The following is a 17,028-nucleotide window of genomic DNA, read 5'->3' on the forward strand; positions in this document are numbered from 1 at the left end:
GCGCCCATTCTCCCCGGGCGATGGCGGAAAAACTTGAACCGGATTGCGCTGCTTCAGCCGCGCAGCGTGCGCTGGTAGCGGCCGGGGCTGACGCCGTAGGCGCTGCGGAAGTGGCGGGTCAGGTGGCTCTGGTCGGCGAAGCCCAGGGCATGGGCGGTATCGCCCACGGCGACGCCCGCCCGCAGCAGCGCCAGGGCGCGCCGGGTGCGCAGCTGCATGGCCCACTGCCGCGGGCTCATCCCGGTGTGCTGCTTGAAGGCCCGCAGCAGGTGGAACCTGGAGACCTGCACCTGCTCCGCCATGGCTTCCAGGCTCAAGGGTTCGGCGAGGTTGGCGGCGAGCAGTTCCTGCAGGCGCTCCACCGGGCGCCGGCCAAGGGCCGCCGTCTCCGGCGGCCGGGTCCCCGCGTGCCGCGCCAGCTCGGCCAGCACCAGGGTCAGGCACTCCTCGCCGCGCTCGCGCAGGAAGGCGTCGCCGGACAGGGCCAGCTCCACCGCACGGGCCAGCTCCACCGCCAGCTGCGGGTGCGCCAGCAGCGGCCGCTCGAAGGCCAGGCGTTGCAGGCCGAGGCTCGCGGCCAGCACGGCTTCCGGCAGGTAGAGGCTGACGAAGCGCCAGGGCTGGCCGTCGGCGCCGCCGCCGCCCTGGATCTGCCCCGGGTTGTAGAGGGTGATGTCGCCGGCACTGGCCTGGAGGCTGCGGCCGTCCAGCCAGATGTCCTCGCTGCCGCAGAGGTTGGCGCTGATGACGAATTCGTCGTGGCTGTGCTTGTCGAAGCGGTGCCCGCTCAGGGCCGCGCTGGCCACTTCGAAGCCGTCGCCCAGCCAGGCGTGACGCAGCGGCATGGCCGGGCCTCAGATCAGCCCGGCATCGGCGAGCTTCTGCTCCAGCGCCACCAGGTCGGGGATGCGCACCAGCTCGTCGCCGACGCTCACCGCCGCCAGCTCCAGCGGTGCCAGTTCGGCTTCTGCGCGAGGCAGCTCGGGGCCGACCTTGAGCGAACGCGGGATGCCCTGGGCCAGCAGCGCCAGGAACTTCACGTGGGGGCGGCCGCCCAGGGCGTTGAGGACGATGACCCGCGCCCCCGGGCCGGCCTGGGCCGAGCCGCCGGACGCCGCCTCGAAGGACAGCAGCGGCAGGCGCAGGTCGCGCCAGGCCACCTGGCCCAGGTACCAGGCCGGCAGGCCCGGCTGCGCCTGGGGCGCGCGGTAGGCGATCAGTTCGGCCACGGCCACGTTGGGCAGCAGCAGGGTGCGGTCGGCCAGGGGCACCAGCAGCCCGGTCAGGCTGGCGGGTGCCTCGTCGTCGCCGAGGTTGGCCGGGGTGCCGTTCACAGGGGCTTCCTGCGGCAGGGAAAGATCACTCATGACTCCACTCCAGTGGCCGCACACTGCGCGGCCAGGTGTTCGACCAGCGCCGCGGCGAGCTCGCGCGGGTCGGCCGAGAAGGTACTGTAGCCGCCCTCGCGCAGGCTGTCGGGCATGCTCGAGCAGGCGCAGCCGTCCGCGCGCTGCGTCCAGATCTCGGCGCCCTGGCGGCGCACGTAGGCCGCCGCGGCGCTGCCGTCGCTGCACATGCCGCTGAAGACTATCACCCCGCAGCGGCTGCCGAACTGCTGGGCGAGGTTGAGCATCATCTGGTCGATGGACGGGCTGTAGGGCTCCGGCCAGGCCCGCTGGCCCAGGCGCATCCGGCCGTCGTCGGCGAAACCCAGCTCGTGCTGCACCGGCACCACGACCACTTCGCCGCAGCGCAGCCAGTCGGCGTCGCGGGCGAGGTTGACGCGCCACTGGCTATGCCGCCCCACCGCCTGCGGCAGGCTCTGCTCGAACGAGGGGGCGATGTGCTGGGCATAGAGGAAGGCCAGCGGCAGGCCGCCCGGCAGCGCATCGAGGAACGCCTTGACCGCCGCCGGGCCGCCCAGGGACGCGGCCAGCAGCCAGACCTGGCGCGCCGGCTCGCCCACCTGCAGCGGCGAAGCCGCCAGCCCGTCGGGCAGGGCGATGCGGCTGGGCCGCTGGGCCTCGCTCAGCAGCGCCTCCAGGCTCTGGCCGACGTTGGCGCTGGGGTCGCCCACCAGGCGCCGCAGCTTGCCCACCAGGCGCCGTTCCCAGCGCGGGTAGTGCTCGGAAAGCCGCTCGGGGGCATGGCCCTCGCCGAACAGCACCGGCACCTGCGCCTGTTCCAGCAGGTTGTCCAGCAGCGGCGTGTCTTCCTGCTGGGCCAGGTCGACCAGCCACAGGTCGGTCTCGCAGGCGGCCAGCTGGGCCTCGTCCAGGCGCCCCGGGTCGGCGTTGAGCACCACCTGGTAGCCATGCCCGGCCAGGGCCTGCTGCAGCACGTGGCGCTGCAGCGAGGTGTCGGCGATGATCGCGATCCTTGCGCCACTCTGCTCAGGCATGGGCATTCACCAGTGCCTGGATGCTGTCGAGCAGCTCGGATTCCTGGTAGGGCTTGCCCAGGTAGCGGTTGACGCCGATGGCCAGGGCCCGCTCGCGGTGCTTCTCGCCGGTACGCGAGGTGATCATGATGATCGGCAGGTCCTTCAGGCGTTCGTCGTGACGCACCAGGGTGGCCACCTCGAAGCCGTCCATGCGCGGCATCTCGATGTCCAGCAGCATGATGTCGGGCTTGTGTTCCTGCAGCTGGGCGATGGCGTCGACACCGTCCTTGGCGGTCAGCACGTTCATGCCGTTGCGCTCCAGCAGGCGGCTGGTGACCTTGCGCACGGTGACCGAGTCGTCCACCACCATGACCAGGGTCGGGCGCTGCTGCTCGCTGTCCGCCTGCGGCGCGCTGGGCAGCGCGCGGCGCGGCTGGGCATGCAGGGCGAGGCTGGCCAGGCGGGCGCGGATGGTCGCCAGCAGGTCGAGGATCACCACCACGCGGCCGTCGCCGAGGATGGTCGCGCCGGAAATGCCGCTGACCCCGGCGAACTGCGCGCCCAGGCTCTTCACCACGATCTCGCGGGAGCCGGCCAGGGCATCCACCTGCACCGCCACGGCATGTTCCGCGGAGCGCACCAGGATCACCGGCAGCGGCAGCGACTGGCCCACCAGCTTGGGCTGCTGGCCGTTGTTCAGCAGGTCGCCCAGGTACTTCAGCTCGTAGTCCTGGCCGGCATATTCGAAGTGCGGCGCATGGCCCTGCCTGCCGCCTTCCTCGTAGAGGGCCTCCAGCTCGTAGGGCGAGACGCGGACGATGCCCTCGATGGTGTTCAGCGGCACGGCGTACAGGTCCTCGCCGGAAAGCACCATGAGCGCGCGGTTCACCGACACGGTGAAGGGCAGGCGGATGGCGAAGCGGGTGCCCCTGCCCGGCTCCGACTGGATGCTCATGGAGCCGCCGAGCTGCTTGACCTCGGCGTTGACCACGTCCAGGCCGACGCCGCGCCCGGAAATCTGCGTGAGCTTCTCGGCGGTGCTGAAACCGGCCTCGAGGATGAACTGCAGCACCTCATGGTCGGAAAGCTCGGCATCGGCCGCCATCAGCCCGCGCTCGACGGCCTTGCGGCGCACCGCGTCGAGGCGGATGCCGCCACCGTCGTCGGCCAGGCTGAGGAGGATGTCGCCACCCTCGCGGCCCAGCTCCAGGCGGATGCTGCCGGCCTCCGGCTTGCCGGCGGCGCGGCGCGCGTCGGCGGATTCGATGCCGTGGTCGACGGCGTTGCGCAGCATGTGCTCCAGGGGCGCGACTATGCGCTCCAGCACGGTGCGGTCCATTTCCCCTTCGGCGTTGCCGACGATGAACTCCACCTGCTTGCCCAGTTCGCCGGCGACCTGCCGGACGATCCGCCGCAGGCGCGGCACCAGGCGGTCGAAGGGCACCATGCGGGTGCGCATCAGGCCTTCCTGCAGCTCGGTGTTCACCCGCGCCTGCTGCAGCAGCAGGGTCTCGGCGTCGCGGTTCTTCGCGGCCAGGGTTTCCTTGAGGTCGAACAGGTCGGACGCGGACTCGAACAGCGCGCGGGACAGCTGCTGCAGTTGCGAGTAGCGGTCCATTTCCAGCGGGTCGAAGTCCTCGTAGCCGGCACGCTCGGCGTCGGCCTGGTGGCGCGAGAGAATCTGCGCCTGGGTCTCGGTGTCGAGGCGGCGCAGCTGGTCGCGCACCCGCTCGATGGTGGCGTCCATCTCCGTGAGGGTGGAGCCGACGTCGCTCACCTGTTGCTCGACGCGGCCACGGAAGATGGAGGTTTCGCCGGCCAGGTTGACCAGGTTCTCCAGCAGCGGCGCCGGGACCTTCACCAGCTCCTGCGGGGCGCGCCGCGCGGCGGCCTGCTGCGCGGCTTCCTGGGCGCGCTGGACGAAGGGCAGCACCTTGGGCGCCTCGCTGCGCGGCGGCTCGGCGACGGCCATGATGGCGCCGGCGGCCAGGACCGGCAGCGGCGGCTCGGCCGGCTCCGGCTCGCTGGCGGGCGGCGGCGTGACGGCTGCGGCGCTTTCCGCGGCGGCATCGGCCTCGCCGACCTGCTGGCGCAGGTGGTCCACTTCGTTCTGCAGGCCGTCGAAGCCCGACTGCACGTCGAGCAGCAGGCTGTCCGGCCAGGGCGCGCCCTGACGCTGGGCTTCGGTGAGGTGCTCCTCGAGGTCGTGGGCGAGGTCGCCGAGGGCGTTCTGCCCGGCCAGCCTAGCGCCGCCCTTGAGGGTGTGGAGGATGCGCAGCAGCTCGTCGAGGGCGCCGTGGTCGCCATCGGCGTCCCAGCGGCCCAGGGCGTGCTCCATGCCTTCGAGCAGGTCGTCGGCTTCTTCCAGGAAGATGTCGATGATGTCCGCCGCCGGCTCGTCGCCGCCCAGCAGGGTCGAGGCCAGCGGCTGCAGGCTGACGCTGCTGGGCATGCTCAGCTGTTCGTCGGGGTTGGCGCGGAAATCGCGGATCGCCGCGATCAGCGACTCGCCCTCGGGCACCGGCCGCCGGCCCTGCACCGCCTCGAGCATTTCCGCCAGGCGGTCGTGGCAGCGCTGGAGCAGCGCGAAGAGTCCGTCGCTGGCGCGCAGGCGCCCGCCGCAGAGGCCTTCGTAGAGGTATTCCAGTTCGTGGGCGAGGTCGCCGACGGGGCGGATCTCGGCCATGCGCGCGCCGCCCTTGAGGGTATGCAGGTCACGCTGCAGGGCCTCGAGCTCGACGCCGTTGTCGACGTTGCCCATCCAGCGCTGCAGCGCGCCGGCCGCGCTTTCCAGGATGTCGAAGCCTTCCTCGAGGAAGATGTCCACCAGTTCCTGGTCGTGCACTTCCAGCGGCTCGAACGCCGGCTCAGCCACGGGTTCGGTGTCGTCGGCCTGTTCCAGGGCCTGGGCGCTCGGGTCGCTTTCCGCCTCGTGGAGGAAGGTGGCGAGGTCGATCTCCTCCAGCACCGGATCGGCCGCCCCGGGCGCCGCGCTTTCGCTTTCCGGCTCGGGTTTGGGCTCCGACTCGGCTGCGATCCCGTCCACGACCGGCAGCGGCGGCTCGTCCAGCAGCGGTTCGGCTTCGGCTTCGGCTTCGGCTTCGGCTTCGGCTTCGGCTTCGGCTTCGGCTTCGGCTTCGGCTTCGGCTTCGGCTTCGGCTTCGGCTTCGGCTTCGGCGTCAGGCTGCTGCTCGGCCGGCGTGGCGGTCAAAGCCGTTTCGGGGTTCTGGCGGAAGGCGCGGATGCGCTGGATCAGGTCGTCGGGGTCGGTCAGCGGCTGCCCGGCCTGCAACTGGTCGAGCTGCTGCGCCAGGCAGTCGTGGCAGGCCTGGAGCAGCCCGGCAAGACCGGGGTTGGCCTGGAAGCGGCCATCGAGCAGGCCTTCGTAGAGCGACTCCAGTTCATGGGAAAGATCGCCGATCTCGCGGATCTCGGCCATGCGCGCGCCACCCTTGAGGGTGTGCAGGTCGCGCTGCAGGGTGGACAGCGGGGCCGGAACGTCCGGGGCCTGGGCCCACTGGGCCAGGGCCTGGCCGGCGCTGTCGAGGATGTCCACGGCCTCTTCGAGGAAGATCGCCACCATTTCCTCGTCCAGCGTCGGCGCTATGCCGGACGTGCGCACGGCCTCCGGCTCGGCGGGCGCGGGCTCCGGCGCCCCGGCGAGCGGCGCCGCCGGCCATTGCAGGCCTTCGGGCAGGTCTTCCGGGGCGGTGGGACGGTCGAGCAGCAGTTCCTCGTCTTCCAGCGGGAAGTCGTCGGCGGTGAGCTGGTCGAGGTCGATGAAATCGCTCTCACCGTCGGCCTCCGGCTGCGCCGGCGCAGGATCCTCGTCGGCCTGGGCCGGCGCTTCGAGCAGGCGGTGCAGGGCCTCGACCTGCTGCGGGCAGGCGCTGACCTGCAACGCGGCGGCCACCTGGTCCATCATGCCGATCAGTGCCTCGTGGGCGTCCTCGGCGGCACCGAAGAAGTCGTCGTCCACCGCCAGCCGGCCCTGCTGCACCGCGCCGTAGACGGTCAACAGCGCGTCGCACAGCTCGGCCATCTGCGGCAGCTCGGCCTGCTGCGCGCCGTTGGCCAGAGTCGCCAGCTCGTCGTGCAGGGCGCCCAGTTCCTGGCCTTCGTGGGGGTGTTCGCGCCAGCGGCCGAGCAGGTCCTCGGCGTCCAGCAGGATGTTCATGCCCTCGGCGAGGAACAGGCCGAGCATCTGCGGATCGCCAGCGCTCTCGCCGCTTTCGCCGCGGCGCTTGGCCTCCGCGGCCTCCAGGCGCTCCTGCTGGACCTGGGCGATGCGCCGCAGCAGCTCGTCGCCGCCGTCGATGCGCGCCAGCGGGCGGCCGGCGTCCAGTTGTTGCAGGCCGACCCTGAGCAGGCGCCCGGCCTCGCGCAGCAGCTCGGCCTCGCGCAGGTCGACCTGCAGCAGGTTGGTCTTGAACTCCTTCACCAGCCGCTCCAGCGGCGTGGCGATTTCCGCGATCGGCAGGATGCCGGCCATGTGCGCGCTGCCCTTGAGGGTGTGCAGGGCACGCTGCAGGTCGTCGGTGACTGGCTGGGGCAACTCGCGGTCGCAGTCGGCGAGGAAGCCGCCGAGGGTTTCCAGGTGGGTCTCGGCCTCGTTGCGGAAGATTTCCAGCAGTTGCGGGTCGAGCCCTTCGTCCAGGGCCGCGGCTTCGAGCGCGGGCTCCAGCGCCGCCTCGGCCGCCGGGGTTTCCCCGCCTTCCGGCGGCGGCACCGGCTCGCCCTTGGCCAGGGCGTGGGCGGTGGCGGCGAGCTGGTCGACGTCATCGCGCTGGCGCTGCACGCTGGCGGCGAACTCGTCCACCAGCGCCGGCATCAGGGCCACCACGTCGCCCACCACCTGCAGCACCGGCGCGCTGGCCGCGATGCTGCGGTCGAGCACGCGGTTGAGCAGGTTCTCGATGGACCAGGCCAGTTCGCCGACCACCAGCGCCCGGACCATGCGCCCGCTGCCCTTGAGGGTATGGAAGGCGCGGCGGATCTCGGTCAGCGCCTCGCGGTCGTCGGTGTCGGCCTGCCAGCGCGGCAGGTATTCGTTGATGGTCTCCAGGACCTCGCCGGCCTCCTCGATGAAGACCTCGCGCAGTTCCTCGTCCACCGGCTCCTCGTCGGCCGGCGGCGGCAGCAGGCTGGGCGGCACCTCGCGGGCCGGCGGGTTGATCGCCTGGGCCGGGGTGGCCATCACCTCGGCCAGGGACAGCGGCCTGGCCATCTCCGGTTCGGCCGCGGGCTCGGCCGGCGGCGTCGGCAGTTCGACCTCGGGCAGGTCCAGCGCGGCCATGTCCAGGTCTTCCCAGGCCTGGTCGGCGGCACTGGGCTGGGCGACGGCCGGGGCCTCGTCGAGGTCCGGGGAGGATAGCTCGGGTAGCGCTTCCGCCAGCGGCTCAAGCGCATCGAGCGGGGCGTCCAGCTCCAGCGTGGGCAGTTCCTCGGCCGCCGGTGGCTCGTCGGCGAGGGGCTCCAGGCTCCACTCGCCCAGGCTCGGTGCGGCGTCGCCGGGTTGCGGGGCGTCGAACGAGAGGTCCCATTCGAGTTCGCCGGCCGACGCCGGCAGGATGGTTTCCGGCTCGGCGCCGGCATCCAGGGCCGGCAGGTCCTCCAGGCTCCACGAGGTGTCGGAGGTAGAGGGGGTATCTTCGTCCAGCGTCCACTGGATTTCGCCTTCCGCGGCAGCGGGGCTCGCAGCGGCATCCAGGCTCGTCAGGTCGTCGAGGGTCCAGGAATCGCCGGCGGCCGCCAGGCCCGGGGCTGCGGGCGCCACTTCGGAGCCGGTCAGCGGCTCCAGGCTGTCCAGGGACAGGCTCTCGTCCAGCGACCAGCTCGGCTCCACCGGCTCGGCGGGCGATTCCAGCGGCGCGTCCAGGCTGAAGTCGACGCCGGCATCGTCGAGCGCCGGGGTCTCGGGCCCGGCCAGGGTCCAGTTGTCGTCGGAGACCAGCAACGGCGACTCGACGTCCTCGCGGATCGGCGCCGCTTCCTCGGTGGCCGGCAGGTCCCAGGAAAGTTCGTCGCCGGCTTGGGCGAGATCGCCGGCATTGGCTGGCTCCCAGCCGGGCTCGGCGGCGAAGGCCTGCGCGGCCTCGGGCACTATGTCGTTCGGCGCCTGTAGTTCGTCGACGACGCCCTGCTCCGCCAACACGTCGGCGGCGGCGCTGCTCGCCAGCAGGTCGATTTCCGCCAGCGCCTCGTCCGCCGGGGCGGCGGGCGTGGGCGTGGGCGTGGGCGCATCCAGGATGGAAGGCCGCGGCTTGAGCGGGTAGCCCAGCTGATCCAGGCTCTCCTCGGCGACGTCGAGGATCAGCTCGCCGGAGCTGCCCTGGTCCTCGGAGAGGCGTTCGAGGTAGTACTCCACACCGGTGATGGCGTCGGCCAGGGTGTCCAGGCTGTGCCAGTCCGGCACCGCCTGACGCGCCAGCAGCTGTTCCTGGATGTAGCGGTTGCAGGCTTCCAGCAGCCGCGCCGCGCGGCCCTGGTCGATCATTTCCAGGCCACCGCGGACCTGGGTCAGCAATTCCGGCACCCGCGCCAGGTGCTCGTGGTTCCACTGCGAGGCGATGAACTCGATGATGGCGTCCTTGGCCAGCTCCAGGCCGTTGCGCGCCTCCTTGATCACCACCTGGTGGATCTGCGCCACGTCGGTGGTCGGCAGGCGGCTCTCCTCGTCGCCGTGTTCCTCGCTGGGCCCGGCCATGCCGGCCAGGGTGGCCTCGACGTAGAGCAACGCGCCGGCGACGTCCATCAGGGTGGCGTCGCTGGGCTCGCGGCGCCCGTCGGCCAGGGCGCCGACCACTTCGAGCTGGTCGAGGATCACCCGGCGCGGCTGGCCGAAGCCGAGCACCGCCAGGGTGTCGGCGATCTGCTTGAGCGGCGTCACCAGGGCCTGCAGGTCCGCCACCGCGGAGCGGTCGCTGCGCACGAAGAGGTCGAGGCTGTCCTTGACCCGCACCAGCTCCTCGCACAGGGCGCCGACCACCGAGCGCATGGCGTCGCGGTCGGGGCCGGCCAGGCGGGCACGTTCCTCGTCCACCACGGCGGCGCCGGGCAGCGCCTCGTCCAGGCGGTACTCGTCCTTGACCTCGCGCACCTTGGGCGACTGGTCGGAGGCCTTGGCCACGTAGAACAGCAGGTTCTTAATCAGTTCGTCGGGCGCCGCCTGGTTCATGCCGTCGGCGCCCTCCTCGACCAGGCGCTTGAACTCGCGGTCGACCTGGCGCAGCAGGTTGCGCACCGTGGTGCCGTTGGCGATGCTGCCGTTGGCCAGGCCCTCGACCATGGCCGAGGCGATGGTCCACAGGCGGCCCAGCGGGGCCTCCCGGCACAGCGATTCGAGGCGGGCGAAGACCCGCGCCATGTAGCCCAGGTTGGTCGGCAGGTCCTGGTTGCGGATCACCCCGACCAGCGCCACCTGCAGCATCTGCCGCAGCTTGCGCAGCAGCACCGGCAGTTCGGAGGTGCGCAGGCGCGCCAGGGCATCGTGGGGCAGCAGCGGCTTGCCACCGGACAGGTCGGGGGCGAACAGGCTGGTTTCCGAGAGCAGCTTCTCGCCGCGGGCGGCGCGCAGGTCGTTGAGCAGCGGCAGCACCACCATCGGCAGGTCGCGGCGGGCGCTCTGGATGCGGTCGAGGTACACCGGCAGCTGCAGGATGGCCTGCATCAGCACTTCCAGGGCCTCGCCCTGGCTGGGCACGCGCTGGTCGATCAGCGCCTGGGTGAGCTGCTCCATTTCCTCGGCGAGCAGGGCGGCGCCATAGAACTCCACCATCTGCAGGGTGCCCCGCACCTGGTGGACGTGGGCCAGGCAGAAACCCATGCGCGTGGGGTCCTGCGGGTTCTCGACGAACGCCTCCAGGGCTTGCCGCGCCTGCTTGAGGGTTTCGGCGATCTCGCCTTTCACCCATTCCAGGGCGACATAATCGTGCCGATCACCCATAGCCACTCCACTCATGTGTCTGTGTCATCCCTTCCGGGTAAAGGCCAGAACCCGCTCGTCGGCCACCGGCACCAGGTCCGGGTGCTGCCATTCGGCCACCTCGCCGACGCCTATCACCAGCAGCCCACCCGGCGCCAGGCGCTCGGCCAGGCGGTTGAGGATGTCCCGGCGCCGCCAGCGGCGGAAGTAGATCAACAGGTTCTGACAGAAGATCACGTCCAGGCCGGACATGGGCGCCTGCCCCAGGTCCAGCACGTTCAATCGCGTACAGCACACCCGCTCGGCCAGCTCGGGTCGTACCCGGTAGCGGCCGTCGGCCTCTTCCCGGAAATAGCGTTGCTTCAGTTCGTCCTCGACATCCGCCAGCTTGCGCGCCGGGTACAGCCCCTCGCGGGCCTTGCCCAGGGCGCTGAGGCTGATGTCGGTGCCGCTCACCCCGTACAGCGCCGGCAGCTCCAGTTCGCGCAGCGCCTCGGCGACCACCATGGCCAGCGAGTACGGCTCCTCGCCGCTGGAACAGCCCACGCTCCACAGCGCAAGCGGCCGCCCCAACGCCGGCAGGCGCTCGCGGACGTAGCCGGCGAGCAGCTCGAAGGACGGAAGGTGGCGGAAGAAGCGGGTTTCCTGGACGGTCAGGCGGTCCAGCAGGTTCGACCACTCCACCGCGCCCCGCGGGCCATCGGTGACCTGGCGGTAGTAGCTGGCGTAGTCGCCGATACCCAATTCGCGCATGCGCGCGCCCAGGCTGGTCTGCAGGAAGGTCCGGCGCTGTTCGTTGACCACCACGCCGGTGCGTTCTTCCAGCAGAGCCTGCCAGTCGCGGAACTCCGCCGCCGACATGTCGGCCAACGGCTGCAACGACCAGACGCCAGTTGCCTGCATGTCGCGCCTCTCGCTCAAGACTGTCGTGCGCGGTGCCCTTCAGCCCCGCGCACCTCCGCTCAGGCCCGTTCTGCCAGGTCCGGCAGCTTGAAGCCGGATACCGAGTTGCGCATCTCGCTCGCCATCTTCGCCAGGTTGCCGATGCTGCGCGCAGTGGCGGTGGTACCGGCGGAGGTCTGCGAGGTGATCTCCTGGATCACGTTCATGGTGTTGGAAATGTGGCCGGCGGACGACGCCTGCTGACGGGCGGCGTTGGAGATGTTCTGGATCAGCGCCGCCAGGGTCTTGGATACCTTCTCGATCTCTTCCAGGGCCACACCGGCGTCCTGCGCCAGGCGGGCACCGCGGACCACTTCGGAGGTGGTCTGCTCCATGGAGATCACCGCTTCGTTGGTGTCGGTCTGGATGGTCTTCACCAGCGCCTCGATCTGCTTGGTCGCGGCGGAGGAACGTTCCGCCAGGCGCTGTACCTCGTCCGCCACCACGGCGAAGCCGCGGCCCGCGTCACCGGCCATGGACGCCTGGATCGCGGCGTTCAGGGCGAGGATGTTGGTCTGGTCGGCGATGTCGTTGATCAGGCTGACGATGTCGCCGATCTCCTGGGACGATTCGCCCAGGCGCTTGATCCGCTTGGAAGTGTCCTGGATCTGCTCGCGGATGTTGTCCATGCCGGTGATGGTGTTGTGCACCACCTCGTTGCCCTTGTTGGCGATGGCTACGGAACGTTCCGCTACCGCCGAGGACTCGGAGGCGTTCGCCGATACCTGGTCGATGGACACCGCCATCTCGTTGATCGCCGCGGAGGCGCCGGCGATTTCCTGGGCCTGGTGCTCGGAAGCCTCGGCCAGGTGCATCGCCGTGGCCTGGGTTTCCTGGGCGGCGGCGGCCACCTGCACGGCGGTCAGGTTGATGGTTTCCACCAGCTCGCGGAGCTGGTCGATGGAGTAGTTGATGGAGTCCGCGATGGCACCGGTGAAGTCCTCGGTCACGGTCGCGGCCACGGTCAGGTCACCGTCGGCGAGGTCGGCGATCTCGTCGAGCAACCGCAGGATCGCCGCCTGGTTGCGTTCGTTCTTCTCGGCGGTCTCGGCCAGCCGGCGGTTGGTCTCGCGCACCATCACCAGGCCGATGAGGATGATCGAGCCGAGGGCGAGGATCGCCAGGGCGACGCTCGCCACCTGGTTGAGGTGACGGCTGCCGGCCAGGTTCTCGAAGCCGTCGGCCAGCTTGGAGGCCTTGTCCAGCAGGGTCTGCGAGCTGCTGAAGATGGTGTTGGCGGACTCGCGGACCTGGAACAGTTCCGGCGAGGTCTCGAGGATCTCGTCCACCGAGCCCGAGACGAACTCGAACAGCTCGGAAATCTCGTTGAGGCGGTCGACGGCCTCGGCGTTGGTCACCTTGGAGATGCTCATCGCCGCGTTGCCTTCCTTCATGCCCTTGAGCACCCGGCCGAACAGGCTGGCGTCGCGGCCGAAGCTGTCGGCGGCCTGCACCGAGTTCTCGTCGCCGGCGAGCACCTTGTTCACCGAGCCGAGGATACGTTCGGCGAGCAGCGACTGGCGCTGGGCCACGGCGACCTGGTCGGCCGGCGCGCCGCTTTCCAGGAGGATGTCCACCACTTCCTCGTAGGTCACCTGCAGCTGCGGGATGGTCTCGGCGAGGGTCGCGGCCACCTGGTGCAGCGAGAGCACGGTCTGCTCGCTGGCGAGGATGGAGTCGGTGTTCTTGCGCAGCAGGTCCCAGTCCTTCTGCACGTCGGCCATCGGCACCTGGACGTCGGCCGGGCTCGGCGGCAGGCCGGTGCTCTCGTCACCCTTGAGCAGCACGTTCCAGCGCTTCTCGAAGTCGTTGCGGGCGTCCTTCAGCGACTTGAACGCCTCGCTCTTGCCCGCCGCCGCTTCCGTGGCGTTCTTGGCGATCCGCTGCGACAGCACGCGCAGTTCGCCGGCGTGGCCGATGTACTGCTTGTCGTGGTTCGACTGGGTGTTGAGGTAGGCGAAGTTGGCGAACAGCAGCACGATCGAGACGATCAGGACGATGAACAGCCCCGCGATCAGTGAACTGCTGCGCGCCCCCGAAAAGAGATTGCCTGTCTTGATTTTCTTCATATACGGCCCCCGCCTGGACCCACCACGATTTCGGTTTCCATGTCACGACACGGGCCGGAAGTCCCCGACCCAACCGGTTTCAACTAGCTGGCGACGTCGAGGAAGCCCGGGTGCTGCGCCAGGGCATGCGGGCTGAATACCAGCCAGGGCTGCTCTCGATGGAATACGCCATGAACAAAGGGTTGCAGCGCCGCCTCCAGGGGCGGCAACTGTTCGCTGAAGGCGTCCACCGGGAAGTGCTGCATGCCCAGGACCTCATCGACGATGAGCCCGGCGAACACCTCCCCGTGTTCCACCACCAGCACGCGGCGCTGCTTGCGCAATGGCGACAGCTCCGCGCCGAGAAAACCGCACAGGTCCATGATCGGCAGCAGCCGACCGCGGACGTTGGCCACGCCCCGGACCCACTCGCGCACGCCGGGCAGCAGGGTGTAGCGCGGCTCGTGGAGCACTTCGCCGACCTCCCCCATGGGCGCCACGAACAGGCGCCCAGCCATGCGGAAGCCGATGCCGTTCCAGCTCTGCACGACCTCGCGCTGCGCCGGCAGGCCGGCAGCCAGGCGACGGCAGCGCTGGTCGATCTCGACGAGAAGCTGGTAGGGACTCTGGACTTCAGACATGCCGGCCCTGGCCTTTTCTAATAGTTATTCGGGCCCCGCCGGGCATCAGCCGGCGAGTACCGCATTGATGGTCTTGAGCAGCGTTTCTTCGTCGACCGGCTTGGTCAGGTAGTCACGCGCGCCCTGGCGCTTGCCCCAGACCTTGTCGGTCTCCTGGTCCTTGGTGGTGACGATGATGACCGGGATGGCACTGGTCTCCGGATCCTTGGACAGCTGGCGGGTGGCCTGGAAGCCGTTCAGCCCGGGCATGACGATGTCCATCAGGACCACGTCCGGCTTCTCCTGGCGCGCCAGGGCGACGCCGTCGGCGCCGTTCTCGGCCTTGAGCACCTGGTGCGAATGCTTCTCCAGCATCGCGGTCAGCTTGTACATCTCGGTCGGAGAGTCATCAACAATGAGGATTCGAGCCATTGGGGTCCCCCAGGAAAAGGCATCACCGGCACGCAGGGCCGGACATCAGGAAGCTTGCTCCACCGGGGTGAAGTCTGGCACGTGGGTCTTGATGGCGCCGAGCAGCTCTTCCTTGCTGAAAGGCTTGGTGAGGTACTGATCGGAGCCGACGATACGACCCTTGGCCTTGTCGAACAGGCCGTCCTTGGAGGACAGCATGATCACCGGGGTGGATTTGAAGGCGCTGTTGTTCTTGATCAGGGCGCAGGTCTGATAGCCATCCAGACGCGGCATCATGATGTCGACGAAGATGATGTTCGGATGGGTGTCGGCGATCTTCGCCAGCGCGTCGAAGCCATCGATGGCCGTGATGACATCGCAGCCGACTTTCTTGAGCAAGGTTTCGGCGGTACGACGGATCGTCTTGGAATCGTCGATGACCATGACCTTCAAACCATCGGAATGCTGTTCCATGTTCGCCCTTTTACCATCTCGGTGAATCGTTACTGTCTTATATTCAGTGCGCTGACGCCCTGCCACCGTTCGGGCTGCGACCCAATCGTCGGAGTCTTTTAGCACACTCTCCCGCATCCATCCATAACACCCCGGATGCGCTGGCTTTTTCCTTGACCGGGCACATATCCGGCGCCACCCTGAGCACTCTTTTCCGCCCTTTTCGGCGCGGTTTGTCGCCGCACCTGCCCCTTTCGGAGGACTTCCCCATGAGCGTACGCCTGGGCATCGTGATGGACCCCATCGCCAGCATCAACTTCAAGAAGGACAGCTCCCTGGCGATGCTGCTGGCGGCCCAGGCCCGTGGCTGGTCGCTCTTCTATATGGAACAACGGGATCTTTACCAGAAAGCGAACGCCGCGCGGGCGAAGGTCCGCTCCCTGAAGGTCTTCGACGATGCCGAACGCTGGTACGAGCTGGGCCAGGAGACCGACCTGCCGCTCGCCGAGCTGGACGTGATCCTGATGCGCAAGGACCCGCCCTTCAACAACGAGTACATCTATTCCACCTACCTGCTGGAACAGGCCGAGCGCGCCGGTGCCCTGGTGGTGAACCGGCCGCAGAGCCTGCGCGACTGCAACGAGAAGTTCTTCGCCACGCTGTTCCCGCAGTGCACGCCGCCGACACTGGTCACACGGCGCGCCGACATTCTGCGCGAGTTCGCCGCCGAACATCGTGACATCATTCTCAAACCCCTCGAAGGCATGGGCGGCACCATGATCTTCCGCCACCGCGAGGGCGACCCGAACCTCTCGGTGATCCTCGAGACCCTGACCCTGCACGGCCAGCAGCAGATCATGGCGCAGCGCTACATCCCGGAGATCAAGGACGGCGACAAGCGCATCCTGATGATCGACGGCGAGCCGGTGGAATACTGCCTGGCACGCATCCCGGCGCAGGGCGAGACGCGCGGCAACCTCGCCGCCGGCGGCCGCGGCGTGGCCCAGCCGCTGTCCGAGCGCGACCGCTGGATCGCCGGGCAGGTCGGCCCGCAGCTGCGCGAGCGCGGCCTGCTGTTCGTCGGCCTGGACGTGATCGGCGACTACCTCACCGAGATCAACGTCACCAGCCCGACCTGCATTCGCGAGATCGACAAGGCCTACGACACCCGCATCGGCGAGCGCCTGATGGACGCCATCGCCGGCAAGCTCAAGGCCCGCCAGGCGGCGGCGCAAGTTTGACGCAACCGACAACTTGACGCTTGCCGCTTGCAGGCGGCGGCCGGGGAAAGCAGACTTCGCCCACCCCGGCCGGCTCGATATGCAATGAACGCTGCAACCTCCCCCCAAGCCTTCCCGTCCTCCGGCGTCCGCCCGGCGGACCGCCTGGGCTTCACCCTGTTCGTGGCGGCGGTGCTGCATGTGGCGCTGATCCTCGGCGTGGGCTTCTCGATGCCGCACCCGAGCCAGTTGAGCAAGACGCTGGAAATCACCCTGGCCACCTTCAAGAGCGAGAAGAAGCCGGAGAAGGCCGACTATCTGGCGCAGATGAACCAGGAAGGCAGCGGCACCCTCGAGCACAAGGCCGTCCCCAAGACCACCGAGCAAGCGCCGTTCCAGGACAGCGAGGCGAAGAAGGTCGCCCCGCCGCCAACGCCGAAGCAGGCCAAGGAGGCGGAGTCGCCGAAGACCGCGGTGGCCACCAAGGCGCCGAAGCCGCAGAAGGTCCAGGCCAAGCCGCAGAAGCCCAAGGCCGAGCAGGTCGCCCAGCCGGCGCCGCAGTTCGACTCCAGCCAGCTGTCGGCGGAAATCTCCAGCCTCGAGGCGGACCTGGCCAAGGAACGCCAGGCCTACGCCAAGCGCCCGCGCATCCACCGCCTGACCGCCGCCTCGACCATGCGCGACAAGGGCGCCTGGTACAAGGAGGAGTGGCGCAAGAAGATCGAGCGCATCGGCAACCTCAACTACCCCGACGAGGCCCGCCGCCAGCGCATCTACGGCAGCCTGCGGATGCTGGTGTCGATCAACCGCGACGGCTCGCTGTACGAGGTGCAGGTGCTGGAGTCCTCCGGCCAGCCGCTGCTGGACCAGGCCGCCCAGCGCATCGTGCGCCTGGCCGCGCCCTTCGCCCCCTTCACCGGCGACCTGGCGGACATCGACCGCCTGGAAATCATCCGCACCTGGCGCTTCGAGCGCGGCGACCGGCTGTCCAGCCGCTAGGCTCTGCGGGCAGCTTGCAGGCCGCGCG

The 17,028-nt window shown here is 69.5% G+C and carries 11 protein-coding genes; 2 read left to right on the top strand and 9 right to left on the bottom strand.

The features are described 5' to 3' along the window. Positions 1-53: 53 nt before the first annotated feature. The 9 genes from VV867_RS22785 to pilG all read right to left on the bottom strand — a co-directional run bounded on the left by VV867_RS22785 (position 54) and on the right by pilG (position 14,802). Positions 54-845, bottom strand: coding sequence for a helix-turn-helix transcriptional regulator (locus VV867_RS22785; protein WP_328567629.1), 792 nt, complete (start codon positions 843-845; stop codon positions 54-56). 9 nt (positions 846-854) lie between these two features. Then, positions 855-1,367 carry a chemotaxis protein CheW gene (locus VV867_RS22790; RefSeq protein WP_275627901.1) on the bottom strand — a complete coding sequence of 171 codons (513 nt, stop codon included), beginning with the start codon at positions 1,365-1,367 and terminating at the stop codon, positions 855-857. Beyond that, entirely contained in the window at positions 1,364-2,401 is a 1,038-nt protein-coding gene (locus VV867_RS22795) for a chemotaxis protein CheB (protein WP_328567630.1), read from the bottom strand. The genes VV867_RS22790 and VV867_RS22795 overlap by 4 nt, the downstream gene beginning before the upstream one ends. Further along, on the bottom strand, positions 2,394-10,328 hold the full coding sequence (locus tag VV867_RS22800; protein ID WP_328567631.1) for a hybrid sensor histidine kinase/response regulator: 7,935 nt from the start codon (positions 10,326-10,328) through the stop codon (positions 2,394-2,396). Before VV867_RS22800 ends, VV867_RS22795 begins: the two co-directional genes overlap by 8 nt. Before the next feature lie 24 nt (positions 10,329-10,352). Further along, complete coding sequence (locus tag VV867_RS22805) at positions 10,353-11,210, bottom strand: protein-glutamate O-methyltransferase (RefSeq protein WP_328567632.1); 858 nt, start codon at positions 11,208-11,210, stop codon at positions 10,353-10,355. Between the two features lie 59 nt (positions 11,211-11,269). After that, positions 11,270-13,318, bottom strand: coding sequence for a methyl-accepting chemotaxis protein (locus VV867_RS22810; RefSeq protein ID WP_328567633.1), 2,049 nt, complete (start codon positions 13,316-13,318; stop codon positions 11,270-11,272). Between the two features lie 83 nt (positions 13,319-13,401). Next, positions 13,402-13,938 (bottom strand): chemotaxis protein CheW, encoded by a 537-nt coding sequence (locus tag VV867_RS22815; RefSeq protein WP_089390939.1) that lies wholly within the window; start codon positions 13,936-13,938, stop codon positions 13,402-13,404. Between the two features lie 45 nt (positions 13,939-13,983). Beyond that, positions 13,984-14,349, bottom strand: a complete 366-nt coding sequence (pilH, locus tag VV867_RS22820; protein WP_009615257.1) for a twitching motility response regulator PilH — start codon at positions 14,347-14,349, stop codon at positions 13,984-13,986. Positions 14,350-14,394: 45 nt separating this feature from the next. Beyond that, positions 14,395-14,802, bottom strand: coding sequence for a twitching motility response regulator PilG (gene pilG, locus VV867_RS22825; protein WP_009615249.1), 408 nt, complete (start codon positions 14,800-14,802; stop codon positions 14,395-14,397). Positions 14,803-15,050: 248 nt separating this feature from the next. Here pilG and gshB point away from each other — a divergent pair, with 248 nt between their 5' ends. Together gshB and VV867_RS22835 are read left to right on the top strand one after the other, a co-directional pair. Further along, positions 15,051-16,022 carry a glutathione synthase gene (gshB, locus tag VV867_RS22830; RefSeq protein ID WP_109937103.1) on the top strand — a complete coding sequence of 324 codons (972 nt, stop codon included), beginning with the start codon at positions 15,051-15,053 and terminating at the stop codon, positions 16,020-16,022. A gap of 84 nt (positions 16,023-16,106) precedes the next feature. After that, on the top strand, positions 16,107-17,000 hold the full coding sequence (locus VV867_RS22835; protein ID WP_328567634.1) for an energy transducer TonB: 894 nt from the start codon (positions 16,107-16,109) through the stop codon (positions 16,998-17,000). Positions 17,001-17,028 lie beyond the last annotated feature (28 nt).

The organism is Pseudomonas sp. JH-2 (assembly GCF_036231725.1).
GTDB classification, from domain to species: domain Bacteria; phylum Pseudomonadota; class Gammaproteobacteria; order Pseudomonadales; family Pseudomonadaceae; genus Pseudomonas; species Pseudomonas delhiensis.